General features: G+C 43.0%; 19 protein-coding genes. 8 read left to right on the forward strand and 11 right to left on the reverse strand.

All coding sequences use genetic code 11. The annotated features are described in order from the left end of the window. On the reverse strand, positions 1–2,534 hold a 2,534-nt coding region (locus IH597_13680), incomplete at its 3' end, for a hypothetical protein (protein MBE0663503.1). Positions 2,535–2,782: 248 nt separating this feature from the next. Between IH597_13680 and IH597_13685 the strand changes: the two genes are divergently transcribed. The 3 genes from IH597_13685 to hflC all read left to right on the forward strand — a co-directional run bounded on the left by IH597_13685 (position 2,783) and on the right by hflC (position 5,720). After that, positions 2,783–3,538, forward strand: coding sequence for a DsbA family protein (locus IH597_13685; protein ID MBE0663504.1), 756 nt, complete (start codon positions 2,783–2,785; stop codon positions 3,536–3,538). Between the two features lie 263 nt (positions 3,539–3,801). Continuing rightward, positions 3,802–4,785, forward strand: coding sequence for an FtsH protease activity modulator HflK (hflK, locus tag IH597_13690; GenBank protein MBE0663505.1), 984 nt, complete (start codon positions 3,802–3,804; stop codon positions 4,783–4,785). Further along, entirely contained in the window at positions 4,782–5,720 is a 939-nt protein-coding gene (hflC, locus tag IH597_13695) for a protease modulator HflC (protein MBE0663506.1), read from the forward strand. The genes hflK and hflC overlap by 4 nt, the downstream gene beginning before the upstream one ends. Before the next feature lie 362 nt (positions 5,721–6,082). On the opposite strand, the gene IH597_13700 is transcribed toward hflC, so the two are convergent. The 7 genes from IH597_13700 to IH597_13730 form a co-directional block, all read right to left on the reverse strand. Continuing rightward, a complete protein-coding gene (locus IH597_13700; protein MBE0663507.1) occupies positions 6,083–7,318 on the reverse strand; it encodes a M48 family metallopeptidase in 1,236 nt (411 codons plus the stop codon). Between the two features lie 377 nt (positions 7,319–7,695). Further along, positions 7,696–8,997 (reverse strand): signal peptidase I, encoded by a 1,302-nt coding sequence (gene lepB, locus IH597_13705; protein ID MBE0663508.1) that lies wholly within the window; start codon positions 8,995–8,997, stop codon positions 7,696–7,698. A 239-nt stretch (positions 8,998–9,236) separates the two neighbouring features. Continuing rightward, positions 9,237–9,962 (reverse strand): 4-hydroxy-tetrahydrodipicolinate reductase, encoded by a 726-nt coding sequence (gene dapB / locus IH597_13710; protein ID MBE0663509.1) that lies wholly within the window; start codon positions 9,960–9,962, stop codon positions 9,237–9,239. Positions 9,963–10,111: 149 nt separating this feature from the next. After that, positions 10,112–10,750 (reverse strand): hypothetical protein, encoded by a 639-nt coding sequence (locus tag IH597_13715; GenBank protein ID MBE0663510.1) that lies wholly within the window; start codon positions 10,748–10,750, stop codon positions 10,112–10,114. A 40-nt stretch (positions 10,751–10,790) separates the two neighbouring features. Continuing rightward, a complete protein-coding gene (locus IH597_13720) occupies positions 10,791–11,678 on the reverse strand; it encodes a ParB/RepB/Spo0J family partition protein (protein MBE0663511.1) in 888 nt (295 codons plus the stop codon). Further along, positions 11,668–12,483: a ParA family protein gene (locus IH597_13725; GenBank protein ID MBE0663512.1), complete on the reverse strand. Its 816-nt coding sequence runs from the start codon at positions 12,481–12,483 to the stop codon at positions 11,668–11,670. Before IH597_13725 ends, IH597_13720 begins: the two co-directional genes overlap by 11 nt. A 191-nt stretch (positions 12,484–12,674) precedes the next feature. Continuing rightward, positions 12,675–13,028, reverse strand: coding sequence for a DUF3276 family protein (locus tag IH597_13730; protein ID MBE0663513.1), 354 nt, complete (start codon positions 13,026–13,028; stop codon positions 12,675–12,677). Between the two features lie 237 nt (positions 13,029–13,265). Here IH597_13730 and nusB point away from each other — a divergent pair, with 237 nt between their 5' ends. The 5 genes from nusB (at position 13,266) to IH597_13755 (ending at position 16,832) form a co-directional block, all read left to right on the forward strand. Further along, positions 13,266–14,225 carry a transcription antitermination factor NusB gene (nusB, locus tag IH597_13735; protein ID MBE0663514.1) on the forward strand — a complete coding sequence of 320 codons (960 nt, stop codon included), beginning with the start codon at positions 13,266–13,268 and terminating at the stop codon, positions 14,223–14,225. A gap of 80 nt (positions 14,226–14,305) precedes the next feature. Beyond that, positions 14,306–14,797: a DUF1573 domain-containing protein gene (locus tag IH597_13740; protein MBE0663515.1), complete on the forward strand. Its 492-nt coding sequence runs from the start codon at positions 14,306–14,308 to the stop codon at positions 14,795–14,797. A 113-nt stretch (positions 14,798–14,910) separates the two neighbouring features. After that, entirely contained in the window at positions 14,911–15,213 is a 303-nt protein-coding gene (yajC, locus tag IH597_13745; protein MBE0663516.1) for a preprotein translocase subunit YajC, read from the forward strand. 23 nt (positions 15,214–15,236) lie between these two features. Further along, a complete protein-coding gene (locus IH597_13750; protein MBE0663517.1) occupies positions 15,237–16,244 on the forward strand; it encodes a YbbR-like domain-containing protein in 1,008 nt (335 codons plus the stop codon). A gap of 9 nt (positions 16,245–16,253) precedes the next feature. Further along, positions 16,254–16,832, forward strand: coding sequence for a dephospho-CoA kinase (locus IH597_13755; GenBank protein MBE0663518.1), 579 nt, complete (start codon positions 16,254–16,256; stop codon positions 16,830–16,832). 32 nt (positions 16,833–16,864) lie between these two features. Here the strand turns inward: IH597_13755 and IH597_13760 are convergent, their stop codons facing one another. The 3 genes from IH597_13760 to IH597_13770 form a co-directional block, all read right to left on the reverse strand. After that, complete coding sequence (locus tag IH597_13760; protein MBE0663519.1) at positions 16,865–17,362, reverse strand: hypothetical protein; 498 nt, start codon at positions 17,360–17,362, stop codon at positions 16,865–16,867. A gap of 122 nt (positions 17,363–17,484) precedes the next feature. Continuing rightward, positions 17,485–17,853, reverse strand: a complete 369-nt coding sequence (locus IH597_13765) for a hypothetical protein (protein ID MBE0663520.1) — start codon at positions 17,851–17,853, stop codon at positions 17,485–17,487. 52 nt (positions 17,854–17,905) lie between these two features. Beyond that, positions 17,906–21,142, reverse strand: a complete 3,237-nt coding sequence (locus tag IH597_13770; protein MBE0663521.1) for a DNA polymerase III subunit alpha — start codon at positions 21,140–21,142, stop codon at positions 17,906–17,908. Positions 21,143–21,304 lie beyond the last annotated feature (162 nt).

Consider the following 21,304-nt stretch of genomic DNA (forward strand, 5'->3'; position numbering starts at 1 on the left):
TTTTTAATCCAGACCATTGCAGCCTGTTTTGCAAGCAGTTCCTCTTTGCCCGCATATCCGCTCATCAGGATATTATCGTCAGGAAAAGAGGCTATCACCCTGCGATCCATGTCAAAATAGGGAATAGAGGTTGTGAAAACCGGGTTTCCACGATGGAAAACTGCAACTTCGTTAGGCATCCCATAAGTGAGGGCGTGGCCTTCATTCAGTTTCATCCTGAGCGCCGCTCCAGGAATTTCCAATTCTTTTTTAGCAAGGTCGCTTCCTATGTTTCGGAAGGGTAACTGAAACTCTTCTTTTTCATTTCCTTCTCCAATGCTAAGCATGCCGGTGAACAAATCAACCGAACGACCCCATGAAAGCACTGTACCTCCCTGTTTTACGAAATTGAGAATATTTTCAACTCCCTTTTTGCCCATGCCTTTTGAAAACGCCGGTTCATAGCGGGCTGGAGAATATGTTCCTTCCGAACCATATTTTCCTTCAAGCAGAACAGATTTGGCCTCATCAGTCAGAATAAGTACATCAAACTGATCCTTAAGATTTAAATCCTGCAATTCGCCGGGTCGTACAACAGTGTATGCAAGATGATAGGTATCAAAAAGATATCGTAGCCAGCCTGCATCCATTGCATGAAACCAGCTTTCAACAAGGGCGATGCGCGGAACTTCGAGTGTAGTGGTCTCGGGAATTTTATCGTCCTGGACAAGAACCGGGCTCACATCAAGCTTGCTGATAAAATCCTCCGAGCTTTTTCCCCGTTTGATTATAAAACTCCCGGCTGGATAAATAACTTCGCTATAAACAAATGGGCTTTTGGATCGCAAAACCTCCAGGCCTAGCTCATCAGCCATGAAAGCGGCCTTGTAACTTTCGTTGCTGTTAGCAGTAAACAAAATGTGGCTGTAGCGTTGTGGAACCAAATCCATAAGCTGAAAAGGAATTTTGTTTTCCAACATTTGCTTTTCAAATCCCCGAATTATGCTGTTAACTTCAACGGCTTCCAGCCCTTTATGCAGTGGCAGCGACCATGAAGTCACATCATAGGGTCGGATCATTTCGCCATCGGGTGTATAATGCCTGGCAGGGAATTTCTGGTTTTCCATCACTTCCTTAATAAAAGCCCTGTAAGGTTGTGCCAGCGGAATCACTATATCGCCTTTTTGATACATTCGTTTCTCAACTGCAATATCCTCAAGTAGATGATAGGTTTTTATGCCATGCTCGTCCATCAGGTTTACCAATGCCACCAATTCACTTTGGTCGTGCTGTTGCAAAGGCAAAATGTAATAGTGTGGCGCTTCCTGCTTGCCTCTTTCAATTTCCCGCCGCGTGTAGTCGTTCCTGAAGGTCAAAATCTCTTTCTTATGTATCGCAGCGGTATGCAGATAGCTGAAAGTGTTCGCACGTTCATACGCAATAATGTCACTCAGCCTCCACCAGCCACCAGGCCAGGGTTCGGGCATGTTAATGCTCTTCGCATATTCGCCAAGGCCTTTGCCAATGGTTCTGAACTCGTTTGGTTCAACATAAATAGGCGAAGCGGTATTTACTCCGGCAGCTTCCGAAAGCATGCCGATGACACCTTTCCAGATGCTCGTAGTGGTAGCGCCAGGCCAGTAATCATCGAAAAGGTAATTTACGGAAATGCCCTGCAAACCTTCATTTGTCATGTCAGTAAGGGCGCGCGATCCGAAAACACGCATCCAGTTCCAAATGGCTGCATCAATGTTTTCAGCAATAGGATCGCTGGGCGGAGAAACAAAATACCTGGGCCCGTTTGAACCCATCTGGTGCTTTTCGACCATTACCTGTGGGAACCATTCGGTGTTGTAGAAAGCAGCAACGGCTTTGTTCTCCTTCTGCGTCAGTGTGATAAAATCGCGGTTAATATTATGACCCACGTATTTATGGTAAACACCGGGAAGGGAACTGCCCTCGTAAGCTGTATTTTTTGTTTCATTGTAGTGTTCCACAATCATGTTCATTCCATCAGGATTGTGGCAAGGAACCATTACACAAACCGTGTTTTCAAGCATGAACCTGATATCCGGCGCATTGGAAGTAAGCAATTCGTAAGCAATTACCGGCGCTGCCTGTGAAGGCCCCACCTCATTGGAGTGCATGGAGAGTGTGAGATACACAAAAACTTTTCCATCGTTGATCATCGTTTCGCGCTCGCTTGCCGTAAGATCGCCGTTCATCGCCAATTCGCGGTTAATGACTTTTAGTTCTTCCAGCCGCTGAATATTTTCAACTGACGAGATAAACACAGCATACATCGGTTTTCCCAACCATGATTCGCCAATCTGCTCCACATGCATGTTGCCCGAAAGCCTGAACAGCCGCATCATATAATTGGTCAGGTCTTCGTAGTTGAAAAGCATTTTGTCTTCCCCGGGCTCGAACCCAAAATGTTCTTTGGGCGAAGGCAAAGCGGTTTGCGCTGAGGAAGAAAAGATAAACATAACGCATGCAAACATTACGAGTAATCTTTTTGACAAAGAAATTGGGAATAGACTTTTTGTCTTCATAGTGATACGATTTAACACTTTACTTAAATATATGCAGAGTGGGTAATAGGACTGAAAAGAATCGTTAAAAGTAGAATTTAATTTTTATCAAAGAAAATTTATCCTTTTATTTGTTTCAATGCTTCAACACGAGCTCTTAATTTTCAACTTCAGGATTATAATATGATTACCGAACCTGTTCTTGCGATTTCGACTGAAACATTCCTTCACCTTTTGTTGTTAAATTCTATGAAAAACAACGTTTAGGAATGAAAAAACCAAACCGACTACAGTCACTGATAACATTGATTTTCATCGGGACTTCTTTCGTTAACACATCAGCATTTTCATTTTACTCAAAACATACTGCCATGAACACCAATCCTGCAGCCGGAAAAATAATCTACGTTTACGACGCCCTCTGTGGATGGTGTTATGGCTTTTCGCCGGTGATAGATCAGCTTTATGATAACTTTGGCAATCAACTTGAATTTGAAGTAGTTTCCGGAGGTATGGTCACCGGTGAACGCATTGGACCGGTATCGGATATGGCAGATTATATAAGCAAGGCCTACATTGACGTGGAAAATGCTTCGGGAGTGAAATTTGGGAAAGTTTTCATTGATACAACGCTGTATCGTGATGATGTGGTTTTCTCTTCTGTGGAACCTGCCATTGCTTTATCAGTTTTTAAAACCTTGCAGCCTCAAAATGCAGTAAAGTTTGCTTCGGCAATACAAAAAGCCATTTATTTTCATGGTGCAGAACCTGCGCTTTTAGCCACATACGCTGATCTAGCTATGGATTTTGGGATAAACCGTGGAGAATTTCTCGAAAAAATGAGTGATCCAAAGTCTATAGCTCTTGCCGAAGCTGATTTCCAGCGATCGCGCACGCTTGGAGTCAATGGTTTCCCAACAACATTCTATGAAGATTCCAATGGCAATCTCGTTCAGCTCAGCCGCGGGTTTACAAGCTATGAGAAAATTTCTGCCCGCCTCAAACCCTTGCTTGAGGCTGAATAAATTCAATTCTTGATCTCAATCCGAAAAGTCATTTTTCACCACTGTTGCACTAATAACACTTAGGCTCACTAAGTGTAGTTTATCATTTTCTTTTAGTGATCGTTGACTCTTCGTGCCTTAGCGGTATTTTTCCTGGCGCACCAATGTTTTTCCTATCTTTACCCACTCATTATCTGAGCCTGCAACAGATATCCGGGTCATTTACTTGCCTTAAAACACTGAATAACGGCTTTCTATGAATTATAACTTCAATACAATTAACCATGAACAATTATCAACCTGATTTCGATCCGGCAAAAGTCCAGCGCTGGATCAGGAAACACCTGCGAAACGTGATCCTTATCCTGATCGTAGTTGTAGCAGGCCTCACTTCAGCCCGAACCGTTGGGCCGGAAGAAGAAGGTGTGGTGCTCATCTTCGGGAAATATAACCGGACGGTGCAGCCCGGCTTGAATTTTATCGCACCATTTGGGGTCGAAAAAATGTACAAGATACCCGTGCAGCGCCAGCTCAAACAAGAGTTTGGCTTTAGAACGGATACACCTGGAACCCGCACAACTTACTCAAAAGAAAATTTTTCGGATGAATCGCTGATGCTGACCGGCGATCTTAACCTTGCTGATGTAGAATGGGTGGTTCAGTACCGGATCAGTGATTCCTATCAGTACCTTTTCAGGGTTCGTAATGCGGAGAAAACCTTACGCGATATGGCTGAAGCTGCCGTGAGAAAAACTGTTGGCGATCGCACTGTGAACGAGGTGCTTACTGTTGGCCGTCAGGAAGTTGCATCCAATGTGGAAGTATTGCTTCAGGCCATGTGCACTGAATATGAAAATGGGATTCGTATTGACCAGGTGGTGCTTCAGGATGTGAACCCGCCGGAATCGGTCAAGCCAAGTTTTAACGCTGTGAACCAGGCACAACAGGAACGCGAAACACTGATCAATCGTGCCGAGTCGGAATATAACCAGGTAATTCCACGCGCCCGTGGCGAAGCCGAAGAAACCATTCAACTTGCAGAAGCATACGCTCTGAACCGTGTGAACCGTGCAACCGGCGAGGCTGACCGTTTCACATCAATTTATGAAGCCTACATCAAAGCTCCTGAAGTAACAAAAAAGCGTATTTACCTCGAAACCATGGAGCGTGTGTTGCCCAAACTCGAGAACAAAATTATTCTTGACGAAAGGGGCAACAACATACTTCCGCTTTTAAATCTAGGAACCACTAAAAAAACTGCCGAATGAAAAAGATATACATCCTCATCATCGCAATAGTTGTTATTGCTATAATAGTGATTGGAAGCGGGTTTTACATCCTTGATGAAACCCAGCAGGCCGTTGTGACCCAGTTTGGTAAACCTGTTGGAGAACCCAGGACAAAACCTGGAATGCAGTTCAAAGTTCCCTTTATTCAGAAAGTACAGTTTTTTGATAAGCGCTACCTCGAATGGGATGGCGACCCAAACCAGGTTCCAACCAAAGACAAGCGTTTTATCCATGTTGACACCTATGCCCGCTGGGAAATCACCGACCCCTTGCAGTTTTTTATCCGCTTGCGCGATGAGCGCTCGGCACAATCGCGGCTGGATGACATACTCGATGGTGAAACCCGCATAGCAGTGGCCAGTCATGATTTACTGGAAATTGTACGATCCACCAACCGTGAACCAGAAGTTGTTGAAGACTTTATGGAAGCATTGGAAAACCTGGAAGATATTAACGTTGGCCGCGATAAAATTGAGGCTTTGATCCTTCAAAAAGCAAACGAACGCACTACCGATTTGGGCATCCGTATTCTTGATTTCCGTTTCAAACGTATGAATTATGTAGAAGAAGTCCGCGATCGTGTTTATGATCGCATGATCAGTGAAAGGAACCGTATTGCCGATCAGTTTCGCAGCGAAGGGCAAGGCGAAGCCCGTAAATTGCTTGGCAACAAGGAACGCGACCTTGCCCAGATTCAGTCGGAAGCCGTTCGTGAAGCAGAACAGATACAGGGACGTGCTGATGCTGAGGCAACCAATATTTATGCTGCAGCCTATAACCGCAACCGCCAGACACGTGACTTGTACGATTTCCTGCGAACCATGGAAAGCTTTGAAAAATCACTGGATGATAAAACAACGTTGATCATCACAACCAACAGCGATTTTTATAAGTATTTGCAGAAGATTGATTAGGGGAAAGGCGAAGGCTGAGGCGAAGGAAAAGCAGGATTCAAAGGTTCGATGGTTCTTCTGTTCAAATGTTCTAATGTTCTATTGTTGGTTCGAGGTTTATAAGGTTTAGGAGTTTATAGGTTTAGTTTCGTTTGAGTTCTTTACTCGGTGCTCTACGCTCTTCGCGCTGTGCTTTTTTATTCAAAATTTAATATTTAAGATTCAGGGTTTGGGGTTCATAATTCAATTGTTCTATTGTCCCCACCTAATGAACATCGTTCGGGCCTGCATTACTCCATCACTCCCATCACTCCATTACACTACTATCTAACCAATCGACTATTTAACCAATTAACCATTCACTGCTCAACTACATCATTGTTCTAAGACTTTAAAAGCGCCCGCATCCGTTGTAGTAGAGTCGGGTGCGAGAAGTGAAAGAAAACATAGAGTGGGTGAGGGGTGAGGTTGCTGAGATTTTTACGGGTCAATTTTTTAAGTCCTTCGATTAATTCTTTTCCATATCCATATTTCGCTGCGAACCTGTCGGCCTGGTATTCTGCCTTACGGGAATACAGGTTCATAAAAATACCCAGCACAAAGGAAACCGGACTGTACAAAATACCAAAAGCCACCAGCCCGATATGAAAGGAGTGTTGCTCAACACCAAGCGCAGCGCTGAGTAAAGGACTATTGATAAAAAGCGAGAGAAGATAAAGCGTAGCCCCTGTTTGGATGATCGAAACTACAAGGTTGGTAAGCACGTGTTTTTTCTTGTAATGCCCTGTCTCATGCGCAAGCACGGCTACAATTTCATCATTGCCAAGGTCGTTGATCAGCGTATCGTAAAGAACAATCCGCTTTTTTGGCCCAAAACCCGTGAAGTAAGCATTGGCTTTGGTAGAGCGTTTTGAGCCGTCAATCACAAAGATATTTTTGAGTTTGAAACCGGCTTTATTTATGAAGCCTGTGATTTTCTCGCGAAGTTCGCCTTCTTCCAACGGCGCCTGTTTGTTAAACAAGGGTACAATCAGGTTTGAATAGAATAAGGTCATAAAAACTGTGAAAGCCGTAATCACAATCCAGGCATAAACCCAGAACAATTCCGGAACTTTAAGGTAAATATAGATAATGAGTGCCAGCAAACCGCCGCTAATAAGAATACCCAACAACCATCCTTTTAGTTTATCCAATATAAAAGTTCCCGGACTTGTTTTGTTGAACCCAAAGCGTTCTTCAATTACAAAAGTCTGGTAAACTGAAAATGGCGTTCCAATTAGATCTGAAGCAAACATCAGAATTCCAAAGAATAGCAGCGCCATGAGGATTGGGTTTTCGGTTATATTTCGTATGATTGCATCGAGCCACGGAAATCCTCCAGCCAGCAAAAAAACCATCAACACCACAAAACTGAAACTACCGGAAATAAAACCAAATCGGGTATTCACTTTTTTGTATTCCTGCTGTTTCTGGTATTGCTGCTGATCATAAATGCCCTGCAACTCTTCGGGAATGCTCGTTTTCCGATGCCTGTAATTCAAATAATCGAGCCACAAACCAAATATAAAATCGAAAACGAGAATGGCAATGATGATATAAAAGAGTCTTTCGGGAGACATTTTGTGCGTAGTTTAAGTTCCAAATTCCAAATCCCAAGCCCCAAGCCCCAGGGAAGTTCAAAGTTCAAGGTTCAAAGTTCAAAGTTGGCAGGTGGCAGTCGGCAGTTGGCAAAAGGGAAAGCATAATCCGAAATTATATTGGCAAACGATCAGTCAGACAGAAAATGCAAGTTGTCCGACCTGGTGGAAATCGGAACCGGAAATCGGAAATCCCAATACTCCGTCACTCCATAACTCCAACCAATTTCCCAATTAATCAATTAACTATTTGACAAATTAACCAATCAACGCCCCCATTACTCCATTACTCCATCACTCCACTAATCAACTAATTAACCAATTTACCAATTCCACACCGCATCACAGCATCACAACCCCTACTTAACGCTTCTAAAAACCTTGTTCCACCTGATCTTACCCCCGAACCAGGATTTATTCGGATCGAGCGAAAGCCAAACAAAAACTGCCTTGCCAACAATGTGGTCGTTCGGCACGAAGCCCCAGAACCTTGAATCGGCTGAATTATGGCGGTTATCGCCCATGAGCCAGTAATAGTCAAGCTTGAATTTGTAATACTCTGTTTCTTCACCATTGATAAAGATGCGGTTGTTGCGAACCTCGAGGTCGTTGAGTTCGTAAGCGGTTATGATTCGCTTGTAGATACTGATGTTTTCAACCGTGATGTTCACGCTATCGCCTGCTTTTGGCATGTAAAGCGGCCCAAAATTATCCATGTTCCAGTTGTAGCGGGCATCGAACGGAAATATGAATTCCTGGCGTTGTCCTGCAGGATGTACAATTTTCTTCACCTCAAGTACTTCAGGGTTATTGGCCAATTCGTCAGCAGCGTGCTGGCTCAGTGTAAGATAGTAATCTCCCGGCCCTGACATCATCACATCTTCGGTAATGTCAAGGCGATCGAGCAAACGGGTACTTAATCTTGCACCATTGGTCTTAACATAGTATTTCGATTGAGAATTGGCAGGGTTGTCTTGTGCAGCACCATTGATATGCACAACCTGGTCAATAATCTGCAACGTATCGCCCGGTAGCGCTATGCAGCGTTTTATATAATTTTCACGCTTGTCAACCGGTCTTGCAACTATCTCACCAAAATTGAATTCATCGGTATGCACGCGTTGCCTTCCATAATCTCTGATCAACGCATAATAGCTCTGGTTCTGAATTTTAAGCGCCACTGTATCACCGTCGGGATAATTAAAAACTACAGCATCGCCTCGCATTACTTCAGTCAGACCGGGAAAACGGTAAAAAGGCAGTTTAATCCACTCCACGTAAGATTTACGGTTTTGAGAAAGGGGCATGGTATGATGCACAAACGGGAAAGCAATAGGGGTATTTGGTATTTTGGGGCCATAACTTATTTTAGAAACAAATAGAAAATCGCCAACCAGCAATGATTTCTCCATGGATGATGTAGGTATCGTGTAGGCTTCGAACCAAAACATGCGTATGATGGTGGCCGCAATTACTGCAAAAAGGATGGCATCAACCCATTCCCTTACAACAGTTTTCTTAATTTCAGGAAGCTTTGATGGATGTGTGTAAATTTTATCTTTCGATCCAAGCCAGGGCAGCACTACTATGGGCAATATCACTCCGGCTGCCTGATGGTGCAGGCCACGCAAACCATAACATTTCAAGATTTCAACAATCATAAGCATCACCATGAAAACGTTGATAAACGGAAGCAAAATGAAAATATACCACCAAACTGGTTTATCAATTATTTTTAACCAGAAATAATAATTCACGAATGGAATTACAGAATAATATCCTTTGTAGCCGGCTTTTTCGTAGGTTGCCCAAAGTAACACAGGGAAGAAGGCAAAAAGAATCAAGAGTAGAGTTAATACGCTCATGGTTTTTTTATTTAATGTTCTGCGAAAATATAAAGTTATTGTTTACGGTCAGGGTTTAAAAGATCACTCATGCCAAAGCATCCCTTTTTGCCGATGATCCATTCCGCAGCCATTACGGCTCCCACAGCGAATCCTTTGCGGTTTTTGGCATCATGGTGGATTTCAATTTTATCAAACTCGAACTCATAGGTAACCGAATGTGAGCCGGTGATATTCCCTTCGCGGATGGATGTAATTGGAATTTCTGATTTGTCCGGTTCCTGTCCGGTCCAGCCTTTCTTATGTTCAATTTCTTTAATAATATCATCGGCAAGCCTTATGGCGGTTCCGCTTGGGGCATCGGCCTTTTGAGCATGATGTGCTTCTGTTATCGAGATTTCATATTCCGGGAAATCTTTCATGAGTTGAGCCAGCCGGTGGTTAAGCTCGAAAAAAATATTAACACCAATGCTATAATTGGGTGCATAAAAAAACGCCTGGTTCTTTTGAATACAAATATTTTTTATTTCGTCTATCCGGTCAAGCCAGGCAGTTGTGCCGCTCACAACGGGTAGTTTTTTTTCAAAGCACCGGAGTATATTATCGGGAGCGCTTGATGGAATACTGAACTCAATGGCAACATCTGCGGTCTGAAGCAATTCTGCTTGTTTCTCCCAATCTGATACGTCATCAATAAAAGCGACAATCTCATGTCCTTTTTCAAGGGCTGCAGATTCAATTTCCCTGCCCATCCTTCCGTATCCAATGATTGCTATTTTCATTTTATTTTTTGTTGATTTAGAGCCCTAAACTCCGCCTTGTCCTGATTCCTTTTTCTTTGCTTTAGCTCCGCCTTTGTCTCAACATATGCTCTTGTCTTTCCTTCGCCTTAGCCTCAGTCTTTGCCTTGTCTTTCACCTCAGCCTTAGCCTCAGAATTTCAAAGTCAACGCCAAACCCGAAACCTTCCTGGCCGCCAGCGGGTCATGAAGCAATGCAGGTTCCACCTTCAAACTGAGGTTCTCACCAATATCGTAATCAAATAAATGAGCATCCACTGAGGCATCAAGTATATTGATCAGATACAACACCCCAGCCAGGATATAACCTATTTCAAGGTTGCGCCTGTAAAGGTTTTTGCCACTAAGCAACTGTTGCTCATTGTAACGTCCGACGTAGTCATTATTTATTGGAACCGTATCCTTGTTTGCAACATAACGATATGCCTCCAGAAATTTTCGGTATTCCTTGGTATTTTCGCTGGTGATATAATAGAGTGCTCCAAAACCACCATATAAAATAGGTATTTTCCAGTACTTCCGGTTGTACGCCTGCCCAAGGCCTGGAAGAACCGCAGAATAAATGCTTGCTTTGCGCGGGGAATGTACTTTTTGAGGTTCGGCAATTGTGTCGTTTAACTGAGCGGAGACAAAAACGGGAAAAAGCACACAGCAAATTAATATTGAAAATGTTAGTCTTGAAAATGAACGTTTGAACCTCATGAAATGCCACAAGTTATCCTTGCTCAGGTATTGGTTCGCAACAAAAGTTGCCTTGTTTGATTTTTGCATCCGTGCGGATGAAAAACAGTTCATAAACAATTTGAAGTAATTATTTTTCCAGGATCATGGCAATGCGATCAATCTCTGCCTCATTCCGGAACTCAATAACGATGCTGCCTTTGCCTTTATTATCAATATTGACCTCCACCGGCGTACCGAAACGGCTGAAAAGCGAGTTTTTAAGATTTATTAACTTATCTGGTAATGCCCTGGTTGGTCGGACAGGCTTCAATATTGCTGGTTTGTCCAGGTTGCGAACCATTTCTTCTACCTGGCGAACCGATAGCTCGAGAGCCAGGATTTTCTCCAGGATGGCCAGTTGTTTTCCCGGGTCGCTCACATTAATAATAGCTCTTGCATGCCCCATGCTGATCTTATTGTCACGCAAAGCCACCTGAATTTCAGCAGGAAGTTTGAGCAAGCGGATATAATTGGTGATGGTGCTTCTGCTTTTACTCAATTTATCGCTGAGTTGCTCCTGGGTGATATGGCACTCATCAATCAAACGCTGAAAACTAATAGCGATAGCCAATGGGTTCAGATCCTGACGCTGAATGTTTTCAACAAGCGCCATTTCAAGCATTTGCTGATCATTGGCAACCCGAATATAGGCCGGGATTCTTTCGAGGCCAGCCATGATTGATGCCCGTAGCCTGCGTTCTCCTGATATAAGCTGGTAGCGGTCGTAACCAAGTTTCCGGACTGAAACTGGCTGGATAATTCCTTGTTCTGCTATGCTGTCGGCCAGTTCACGCAATGCGTCTTCTTCAAATTTATCGCGTGGCTGGAAGGGGTTGGCATCAATGTTTTCGATTTTAATTTCAGCAATAGCTCCTGCAACAAATTCGCCTGAAATATCTCTTGAAGTGATATCGGTGTCCGGACTTTCAAGGATGGCGTTCAAACCACGCCCAAGTGCACGTTTTTTAGTGTTCATCTTGAATTGGAATTTGTTTGTCAGCGTTTTTGATTGAGGTCATATCGTTTTTCTGAAGAATCTCTCTTGCAAGGTTCAGATAATTGATGGCACCGGTGCTGTTTACATCATGCATCATGATTGATTCACCAAAACTGGGCGCTTCGCTCAGGCGGATATTGCGGTTGATAACCGTATTGAACACCATTTGCTGAAAATGTGTTTTAACTTCTTCAACAACCTGGTTTGCAAGGCGAAGACGCGAATCGTACATCGTAAGCAATATACCTTCAATATCAAGTGCCGGGTTCAAACGAGCCTGAACTATCTTAATTGTGTTTAACAGTTTGCCTAAACCTTCGAGCGCGAAGTACTCACATTGTACCGGGATGATCACCGAATCTGCTGCTGTAAGGGCGTTTACAGTTATGAGGCCAAGTGATGGCCCGCAATCAATAATAATGAAATCATATTCTCTGCGAAGCTGATCGGTAACCTTGCGCATCATCTTTTCGCGGTTGGGCAGGTTGATCATTTCTATTTCTGCACCCACCAGGTCAATATGCGCCGGGATAAGATCAAGGAAGGGCGTATCGGTATTGAGGATGATGTTTTTTGGCTCAACTTCATCAATGATGCATTCGTATATGCTGGTTTTAATATTTTTCGGGTCGAACCCAATGCCTGATGTGGCATTGGCCTGGGGATCGGCATCAATGAGCAGTGTTTTGTATTCAAGCACAGCAAAACCTGCACCCAGGTTAATGGCTGTGGTGGTTTTTCCTACGCCTCCTTTTTGGTTGGCTATGGTAATTACTTTCCCCATTTGTGTTAGAGCTGCTTTTTCAGGTAGTAAATAATAAGTTGCTGATTGTCAATGCGTATTGAAGAAGTTCGACTTACAAAATTACAATAATAATGAAAGCCCCAAAGACAGGCTTTGCATTTGTTAATAAGTTTTCACATTGAGATTAGCTCAAGGAATTGCAGGGCAAATAGTTGTGAGTTTGTAGCGGATTAATTGTCGTCATCAGCTCCCAGGTCTTCGAATTCAATCCCGGATTTTAATTTCGGTGATTCCGGTTCCGGAGCATCAACAACTTCGGGCATGACGCCAGTTTCAATAAATTCAAGCGCTACGTTAAGACCGTCAATGAATTTCTGAAAGTCTTCCTTATAGAGAAATATCTTGTGTTTTTCGTAGAAGAACTTACCCTGGTCATTGTTAAAACGCCTTTTGCTTTCGGTGATTGTTAAATACTTTTCTTCTGAACGGGTTTCTTTAACATCGAAGAAGTAGGTTCTTTTTCCAGCGCGTACAGTTTGTGAAAAAATTTCTTCTCTTCTCTCGTTTTTCTCATTGTTATCCATCTCTTCCATTATGCGGTAATTTAATTACACAAACGACTTATGAGTAACGCAAAGGTAAAAATATTATTTTAGCCACAGTTTGTGGCATATTTTTTAAAAACCAAAGCCAACCGGCTCTGAAATAAATATTTATGATGTTTATTGATTCAAAGAGATCACGGTTTATGATTTATTCCCTACTTTTGCGGCCTGAAAATAGCACCCTAAGTGCGTTAGTTATTAATTTTATTTCATTGCATGTTAAGCAGAAGGCTGATCAGGGTTAAGGTAATGCAGGCATTGTATGCCTTTTTTCAAACAGAGGATAACGATTTGCCTGCTGCTGAAAAGCAACTTATCAGAAACATCGACAGGATATACGAACTCTACATCTGGCAGCTTGCCTTTCTTGTTGATTTGTTCAGTTATTTCAGGCAGCGTGCTGACGAAGCCAAACAGAAGTTTCTACCCACCGAAGAGGATCTCCACCCCAGTACAAGGTTTATTGATAATAAGCTGATTGCACAGCTTGAGGAAAGCAGGGATTTTCATAAGCAAATCGAGCGCTTTAAAGTAAACTGGGTGGACGAGAAGGAATTGTTTCGTGTAATGTATAATGATATCCGGGCAGGTGAGGAATACAAAAAATACATGACTGCAGAGAAGAGCAGTTACGAAGACGATCGCAGTATTCTTATAAAGCTCATCCGTGCTCAATTTTTTCCATCAGAATTGCTCCAGGGATTTTTTGAAGAACGCAATATCCATTGGGTCGATGATTTTGATACCGCCATGCTTATGGTGATGAAAACTTTGAAATCGCTTAACATAAAGCAGGATGCTACAGCGCCGCTTCCAGGATTGTATGAAGATGATGAGGCTGAAACCGAAGACAAGGAATTTGCGAGGAACTTGCTCCGAATAACGATTTTCTACAGTTCGGAATATGCAGAGATAATTTCGGCAAGGGCAAAAAACTGGGAATTGGAAAGGATTGCCATGCTTGACATTATTCTGATGAAGATGGCCATTGCCGAACTGGTTCAGTTTCCATCTATTCCTGTGAAAGTTACGCTGAATGAATACATTGAGATATCAAAGCAATACAGCACACCCAAGAGCAAGGTGTTTATCAACGGTTTGCTTGATAAGCTGATTGTTGAGTTCAAACAGGAAAATAAAATCAAGAAAACCGGAAGAGGGTTAATTGATAATTAAGCTTTTTATGACCCCGGAACCAGCCAGCCTGAAAAACCTGGTGGCCATAAAAATTGTAAATTTGCACAATTATAAAAAATATGAACTTCATTAATACCATACCTAAATTCTTTTCTCTTGCACTTGTTGTGGCTTTAATTGTATTGTCTTCCTGTGGCGGCAATTCTTCCGGCGAAGGCCGCTTGCCGACTGATCTGATCCAAAACCCACGCAGTGCGGAAGGGAACAAAGAAAACGTAGATATGCCTGCTTTTGAATTTGCCAAGGAATTTCATGATTTCGGTAGGATCATACAGGGAGAACAGGTATCATTTGGTTTCAAATTTAAGAATTCAGGCGATGCCATGTTGCTGATCTCAAGTGTGAGTTCTTCCTGCGGTTGTACAGTTGCATCTTTCCCCGATAAACCCATGAGACCGGGTGAGGAAGGTGTTATTACCGTAAGTTTCGATAGCCGCGGCCGCAGAGGTTCGCAGGTTAAAACAGTAACCTTGATGGCAAATACACAACCCAACACAAAGCAACTATCGGTTCAGGCTAATATAATCACACCTGAAACATCAAATTTCTGATCACAAATATTTTAACAGGAATACCTAACATAAACTAACCATTTTAGAACGCTTTAAATTAACACTTTAATTTCAATTTTATGAACATTACAACTTTAAACAGCATCCTTCTCATGACACCTCAAAGTTCAGAAGGAGGCGGAGGTTTTGGGTCTATGATCTTTCTCTTGCTCATCATTGTTATCTTCTACTTGTTTTTTATCAGGCCACAAATGAAAAGGTCAAAGGATCAGAAGAAATTTCGTGAGAACCTCAAGAAAGGTGACAAAATTATTACCATTGGTGGATTGCACGGAAAAATTGTTGAAGTACAGGAAACAACTTTTACTATTGAAGTAGCTGATAACTTGAAGCTCAGGGTTGAAAAATCGGCCATAGCTATGGATGGCACTGCACAAATCGCAGAACAAAAATAGTTTCAAACAAAACCTTACTGAAGTTGAAAACTGGTTTAGCAAACAATGCCGGAACTAATCCGAACCCTGCGAAAACAAGGTTTAGGAACCAGTTTTCAATCTTTTTTGTTTTTGTAGTTTTTTCTGCTACCGTTTGGGTGATTGCCAAACTATCGAAGGATTTCACTTCCGCGATAACTTATAACGTTGAATACGAAAATCTGCCAGCCGGTAAAACACTGGTGTATGCAAGTGATACAGCTATAACCGTTGGCCTCGATGCAAGTGGGTTTAATCTTATCAACTACCATTTATTCAAGAAGAAACCGGTTGTAAGCATTGATCTCTCAGGAATGAGATTATACCCTGATGGGATCAATTTCTACGGTTTACTCCTGACGTCAGGACTAACAGGAAAACTAGCCTCACAGGTGGGTTCGCACAATGAACTCATCTTTATCACACCCGATACCCTCAGGTTTGAGTTTAAGGCAGAGCATAGCCGGCGTGTGCCAGTTTTGCCAAGGGTTCAATATCAGTTGAGCGCCCAACACATGCTTTATGACTCAATACAGGTTGTTCCCGACAGCATCTGGGTTTACGGGCCACATGAAATTATTGATACATTATTCTTTGTGGAAACAAGTCTGCAGACCTTGAATGAAATCAATGAAAATCTGCAATTAAATCTTGCACTTCAGAAGAAACCTGATTTGCCGTTAACTTACTCGGATAACGAGGTAGAAGTAAGAATAAACGTCGAGAAATTTACTGAGAAATCATTCGATCTGCCCATCATCGTCAATTGCCCTGACAGCCTTTTTACATTGCGCGTTTTCCCTGAAACGGTGAAAGTACATTGCCTTGTTGCATTGAAGGATTATAAACGTATTGATCCTGCGCTGTTTGAGGCTGCTATTTTTTGCAGTCCGGGGGAACTGCAATCAAGCAACAAACTCCGTGTTGAGATCAGGCAGCATCCATCGTATGTTCGCATCGCCCGCATAGAGCCTGAGCGGGTTGAATACATCATGGTAAAAACCCTGCAGTAAACATTCTTCATGCTGAAAGTTGGCCTCACTGGAAATATCGGAAGTGGAAAAACCACTGTTGCAAAAATTTTCAGCATCCTTGGCACCGCAGTATTTAATGCCGATGAAGAAGCAAAAAAGCTGCTTAATGAACCCTCTCAACAATCCGGATTAGTTAACTATTTTGGCAACGACATTCTAGGTTCCGACCACAGAATAGACCGCACAAAACTTGCTAACCATATATTCAACAACAAGGGAGCGCTCAGTTTTATCAACCAACTGATTCACCCTTTGGTAAGGCAAAACTTCAGTGAGTTCTGCCACTTGCATAGCAATTATCCTGTTTGTATATACGAAGCAGCCGTAATCATTGAAACAGGCTTTTATAAACAATTGGATAAAATTATCCTGGTCACGGCGCCAGAAGAAGTACGCATTCAACGGGTCGTTCTGCGAGATCATACAAGCGCTGAACTTTTGGAACCGCGTATGAAAAACCAATGGCCCGAAGAACTTAAAATTCCACATGCCGATTACGTAATCAACAACGATGGCCTGACACCGCTTCTTGAGCAATGCCAGGCAATATTTGCTGAAATCTCCTAAGCTGATTTTCCTACGGCCGCCAGAATCTCTTGTTAAGTCTTCGCAACGGCCAATTTATTCCCAATAATTTTTTGCCATTTTTCAAGGAGTATCTGCTCTCCGTTCATGTGTAGGCTTGTTGATTCCTCGTAAAACTCCAGCCGGTAGGTGGTATGCATTGCATCGTTATGGATCAGTTTCAGGTCAAGGCGGTCTGTTACTGTTTCCTGGTGTTTTCCGTTTCCTGATTGATGCGTTTTCCTTTCAATGCTGCACTTTTCCAGCGTATTGAGGTCAACAACCATGACTTTCTCACCGGCTGGTTTATGAGCAAGGTAAAGCAATTTGTTGCTTTTCTCATCAACCCCAATACCATACATATTAGCCCAAAAATCGGATGTTGAGATTGAAAGTCCTTGGGTTGAAGCGGCTTGTTTAAATGATTTTGATAAAGTTCCTTTGCTTTTGTTTTGAGATCGCTGGATCAACCAAATTGGAACTATAAATAATGCAACAAAGAATAATCCTATAATAATTGAAGTAGTATCCATGATTAAGTGTATTAAATGTTATAAATATGAATCACTGCAACAGCATTAAAACCAATGCTGCAATGGGTGATCAGATGAAAAGAAAATTGTTTGTGTGAAACCGGGATGGAAAATTGCCTTATTTACCAGTGATAATCAAATGGGAAGATGATTGCTGAAATATTTAACTTGAGAAAGATCTGATCGCAAATCCCAAAATATTCAACTGCTGAATGCAACTTTCCATAGGTTTCGAGAGTAAAAGATGAAAAAGTTGGGCGAATCAGACGATTTTCAGTTACAGGTTTTTTGATGGAATGAAACGGGTTGATTTCGTTTTCCGGAAGCAAACAAGACTGGAAAATATTTTCGGGAGCGTAAATTATGGCCACATTGCGGTAATTATCCGGTGGGGTTACTGCTAAATCAATGGAAGTACTGCTCAAACCGTTTCGCAGTATTGATAGGAGTAAGATGATTACCAGGAATCCGGTGGTGAGAAATTGCTTCACGGCGCAAAATTACACTGAGATTTCACAGCTTTATCAGCTTACTGAAAATAAATTAAACGAACCTCGGATCTTTCTTCATTGGTAGTTTTTCCATTTTTTCCACTTCGAGGCTTGCGAAGCCGAATTCCTCTACTACTTTACCGCTGAGCAGATAAACGCCTTTGCCGCGGAAAGGAAACTTCTTAACAACCGGCGGAAAATGCACCGTATCAAAAAACTGTCCGCTGCGGTCGAAAAAAGTTCCGAAATGCATGATCTCTTTGCGAATGGTGCTTACGTATTTGATGCAGACGAAGGAGCCGGCAATTTGCACGCGTTTTCCTGTCTGCTTCGCAGTAAAATTCCAAATTCCAAATTCCAAATTCCAAGACCCAAGAGAATCCGACTTGTCCGCCGTGGTGGAAATCCGAAATCGTAAATCCGAAACTCCTTCTCCCTGTCTCCCTATCTCCTTTTCTCCTTGTCTTTCCTCATTCGTCCCTCGCCCCTCGTCCCTTGTTTCCAGCATCTCAAAATAACTCAACGTAACCGGAAAACCAAGCAACTCAATCTCATCATACGCATCCTCAATTTTGCTGTGTTCCAGTTCGGGCAGGGTGAAGGTTTTTTCCTCTTTTTCAAATAATGTGTTGCGGGATATTTTGGGAGTCGTATTTGCGCCAGCCATGTGGGCTTCCCATAATAATTGCTGTTTGCTTCTTTCTGTGAACCTGAAAGCGCCGGTGCGGATTAGTAAAAGCAACTGCTCTTTTCCCATCGGAACACGGTTCACAAAATCCTGAAGGTTTTTAAATCCCCCCTTTTTGACACGATCCTCTTCAATGCTTTGGGCCACTTTGCTTTCCAGATTCTGAATGTGAATAAAACCGGTGTAAATGGTCTGACCCGAAAGCGATGTCTTGTAATGGCTGTGGTTCACACAAGGCAGCTCAATCTTTGCACCACAACGTTTGGCTTCATTAAAATACACCCAGGTTTCGTAAAACCCGCCGAAATTATTGATGACGGCCACATGAAACTCATGTGGGAAATGAGCCTTCAAATAAAGGCTCTGGAAACTTTCCACGGCATAGCTCGCTGAATGCGCCTTAGAAAAGGAGTAGCCTGCAAACGATTCAATCTGCCGCCACACTTCCTGGGCGATGGCTTCGGAATGACCACGATCCTTGCAATTTACGAAAAAGCGGTCGCGGATGCGTTCAAATTCCTGTTTGGATCGGAACTTGCCACTCATGGCGCGGCGCAAAATATCGGCATCGGAAAGATCCAGCCCTGCAAAATGGTGGCAAACTTTCAGCACGTCTTCCTGATACACCATTACACCGAAGGTTTCCTTCAATTGTTCTTCCATCACCGGGTGTATGTATTTGAAAACGCCGGGTTTGTGGAAACGCTGGATATATTCTTTCATCATGCCCGAACGCGCCACACCCGGCCTGATAATGGAACTTGCTGCCACCAAAATGGGGTAGGTATCGCAACGCAATTTTTTAAGCAGGCCGCGCATAGCCGGACTTTCAATATAGAAGCAGCCAATGGTTTCGCCGGTTCGCAGTTGGTGTTTAATCTGCGGGTCTTTCATGAATTCATCAACCTTGTGCACATCCAAGGTGATGCCGCGGTTCTGCTGCACAATTTTCGCACATTCATCAATATGGCCCAGGCCGCGCTGGCTCAGGATATCCAGCTTTTCGAACCCAATGGCTTCGGCCACGTACATATCCCATTGCACGGTAGGAAAATTTTTGGGCGGCATATCGAGAGCGGTGTAACACGTAATGGGTTCTTCTGAAATCAAGACCCCGCCGGCATGGATGCTGCGGATGTTGGGAAAGTTGGTCATTTGTGTTCCCACAGCCATTATTTTATTAATAAGCTCGCCTTCCATGTTGGGATTTTTGCGATCCTCAACCAGATCGTCAATTTCGTTTTTGGGCAAGCCATACACTTTGCCAAGCTCTCTCAAAATTGATTTACCTTTAAATGTGGACATGGCTCCGAGCAAAGCAGTATGCTTATGCCCGTAACGCTTGAAGATATAATCCAGCACTTCGTCGCGCTCTTTCCAGGAATAGTCAATGTCAAAATCGGGTGGCGAGGTTCGCAGCGGGTTGATGAAACGCTCAAAATACAGATTAAGGGTGATGGGATCCACATCTGTAATGCGCAGACAATACGCCACAATGCTGTTGGCGCCGCTGCCACGCCCCACATGGTAAAAACCCCGCGACATAGAATAGCGGATAATGTCCCAGGTAATCAGAAAATAAGCCGAAAATCCAAGTTTATCAATAATATCAAGTTCATGTTTTACGCGGCGCAGGGCTTCTTTATTATGCGAACCATAACGGTAAGCCAGCCCATCCTTGGCTAGTTTCTCAAGTAGGATGCGATCGTCGTAACTACTGCCGGTAAATGTTTTTTTGTTTTTGACAATTTTGAAATCAAAGCTCAGTTCGCATTGCTCCAGCAATTTCTTTGCGTTGCTCAGCAGCTGCGGGTATTGGCTAAAAAGCCTTAGCGCTTCTGCTTCCGAAAGAAAAACTTCGTTTCGATTTGCAAGTTGCGAATCAGACAATTTGCTGAGCAAACAATTATTATCAATGGCCCGTAAATGCCGGTGTAATTCAAATCCGTCAGCATCGGCGAAAGTGATGTTATGCCATGCCAGCAGCTTTTCAGGATAATTGCGCAGGGGAGAGGTGAGGAATTTGTTCAGTTCGTAGTGGCAGATTCCGATGTATTCGTTGGGTTTTAGTTGTGATGCAGTGATACTGTGATGCAGTGATGCAGTATTGGAGTCCCGATGGCTATCGGGATGGAGTGATGAACTTTCAAGGGATGCAAGCCCCGAGGCACGAGGGGATGGCATCCCTGATTGACTTTGAATTTTGAATTTCAAATCTTGAATTTCAATTCTTGAATCTTGAATAAGAAACGAACTCATTGGATATACAATGAAAACCGCTTCGAACTCCGGCGCCCTCTCCGGCAGTTCCAGCCCATTGATGTTGAGCTCGCTAAGGAAATCGTTGATATCGCGGAAGCCTTGGTTGTTGCTGGCGATGAGGGTGTAGAGGTGGCGGCCTTCGTGGTGACAGCTTACACCGGCAATGGGGCGGATGCCGTACTCATTGCATTCCCGTATAAAATCTGTGATGGCCGACGTATTGTTGATGTCCGCCAGCACCAGTGTTTTCAATCCATAGGATTTTGCTCCCGCCACCAACTGTTCCACAGGCATGCTTCCGTAGCGCAGGCTATAATAACTATGAGCGGTAAAAAGCATGACGGTAACGATTAGATTGTAGTCAAAAGGCGGGATACAATGTAATCATTTTTACAGGTGCACGATGTTTTAGAAGAAAAATTTGTAAACCGATTTTGAATTTCAGCGTAATAACAACGTGTATAAAAATTAGCCACGAATGCACGAATGGATTGTCTTTAT

Source organism: Bacteroidales bacterium (genome assembly GCA_014860575.1).
GTDB lineage: Bacteria > Bacteroidota > Bacteroidia > Bacteroidales > JAAYJT01 > JAAYJT01.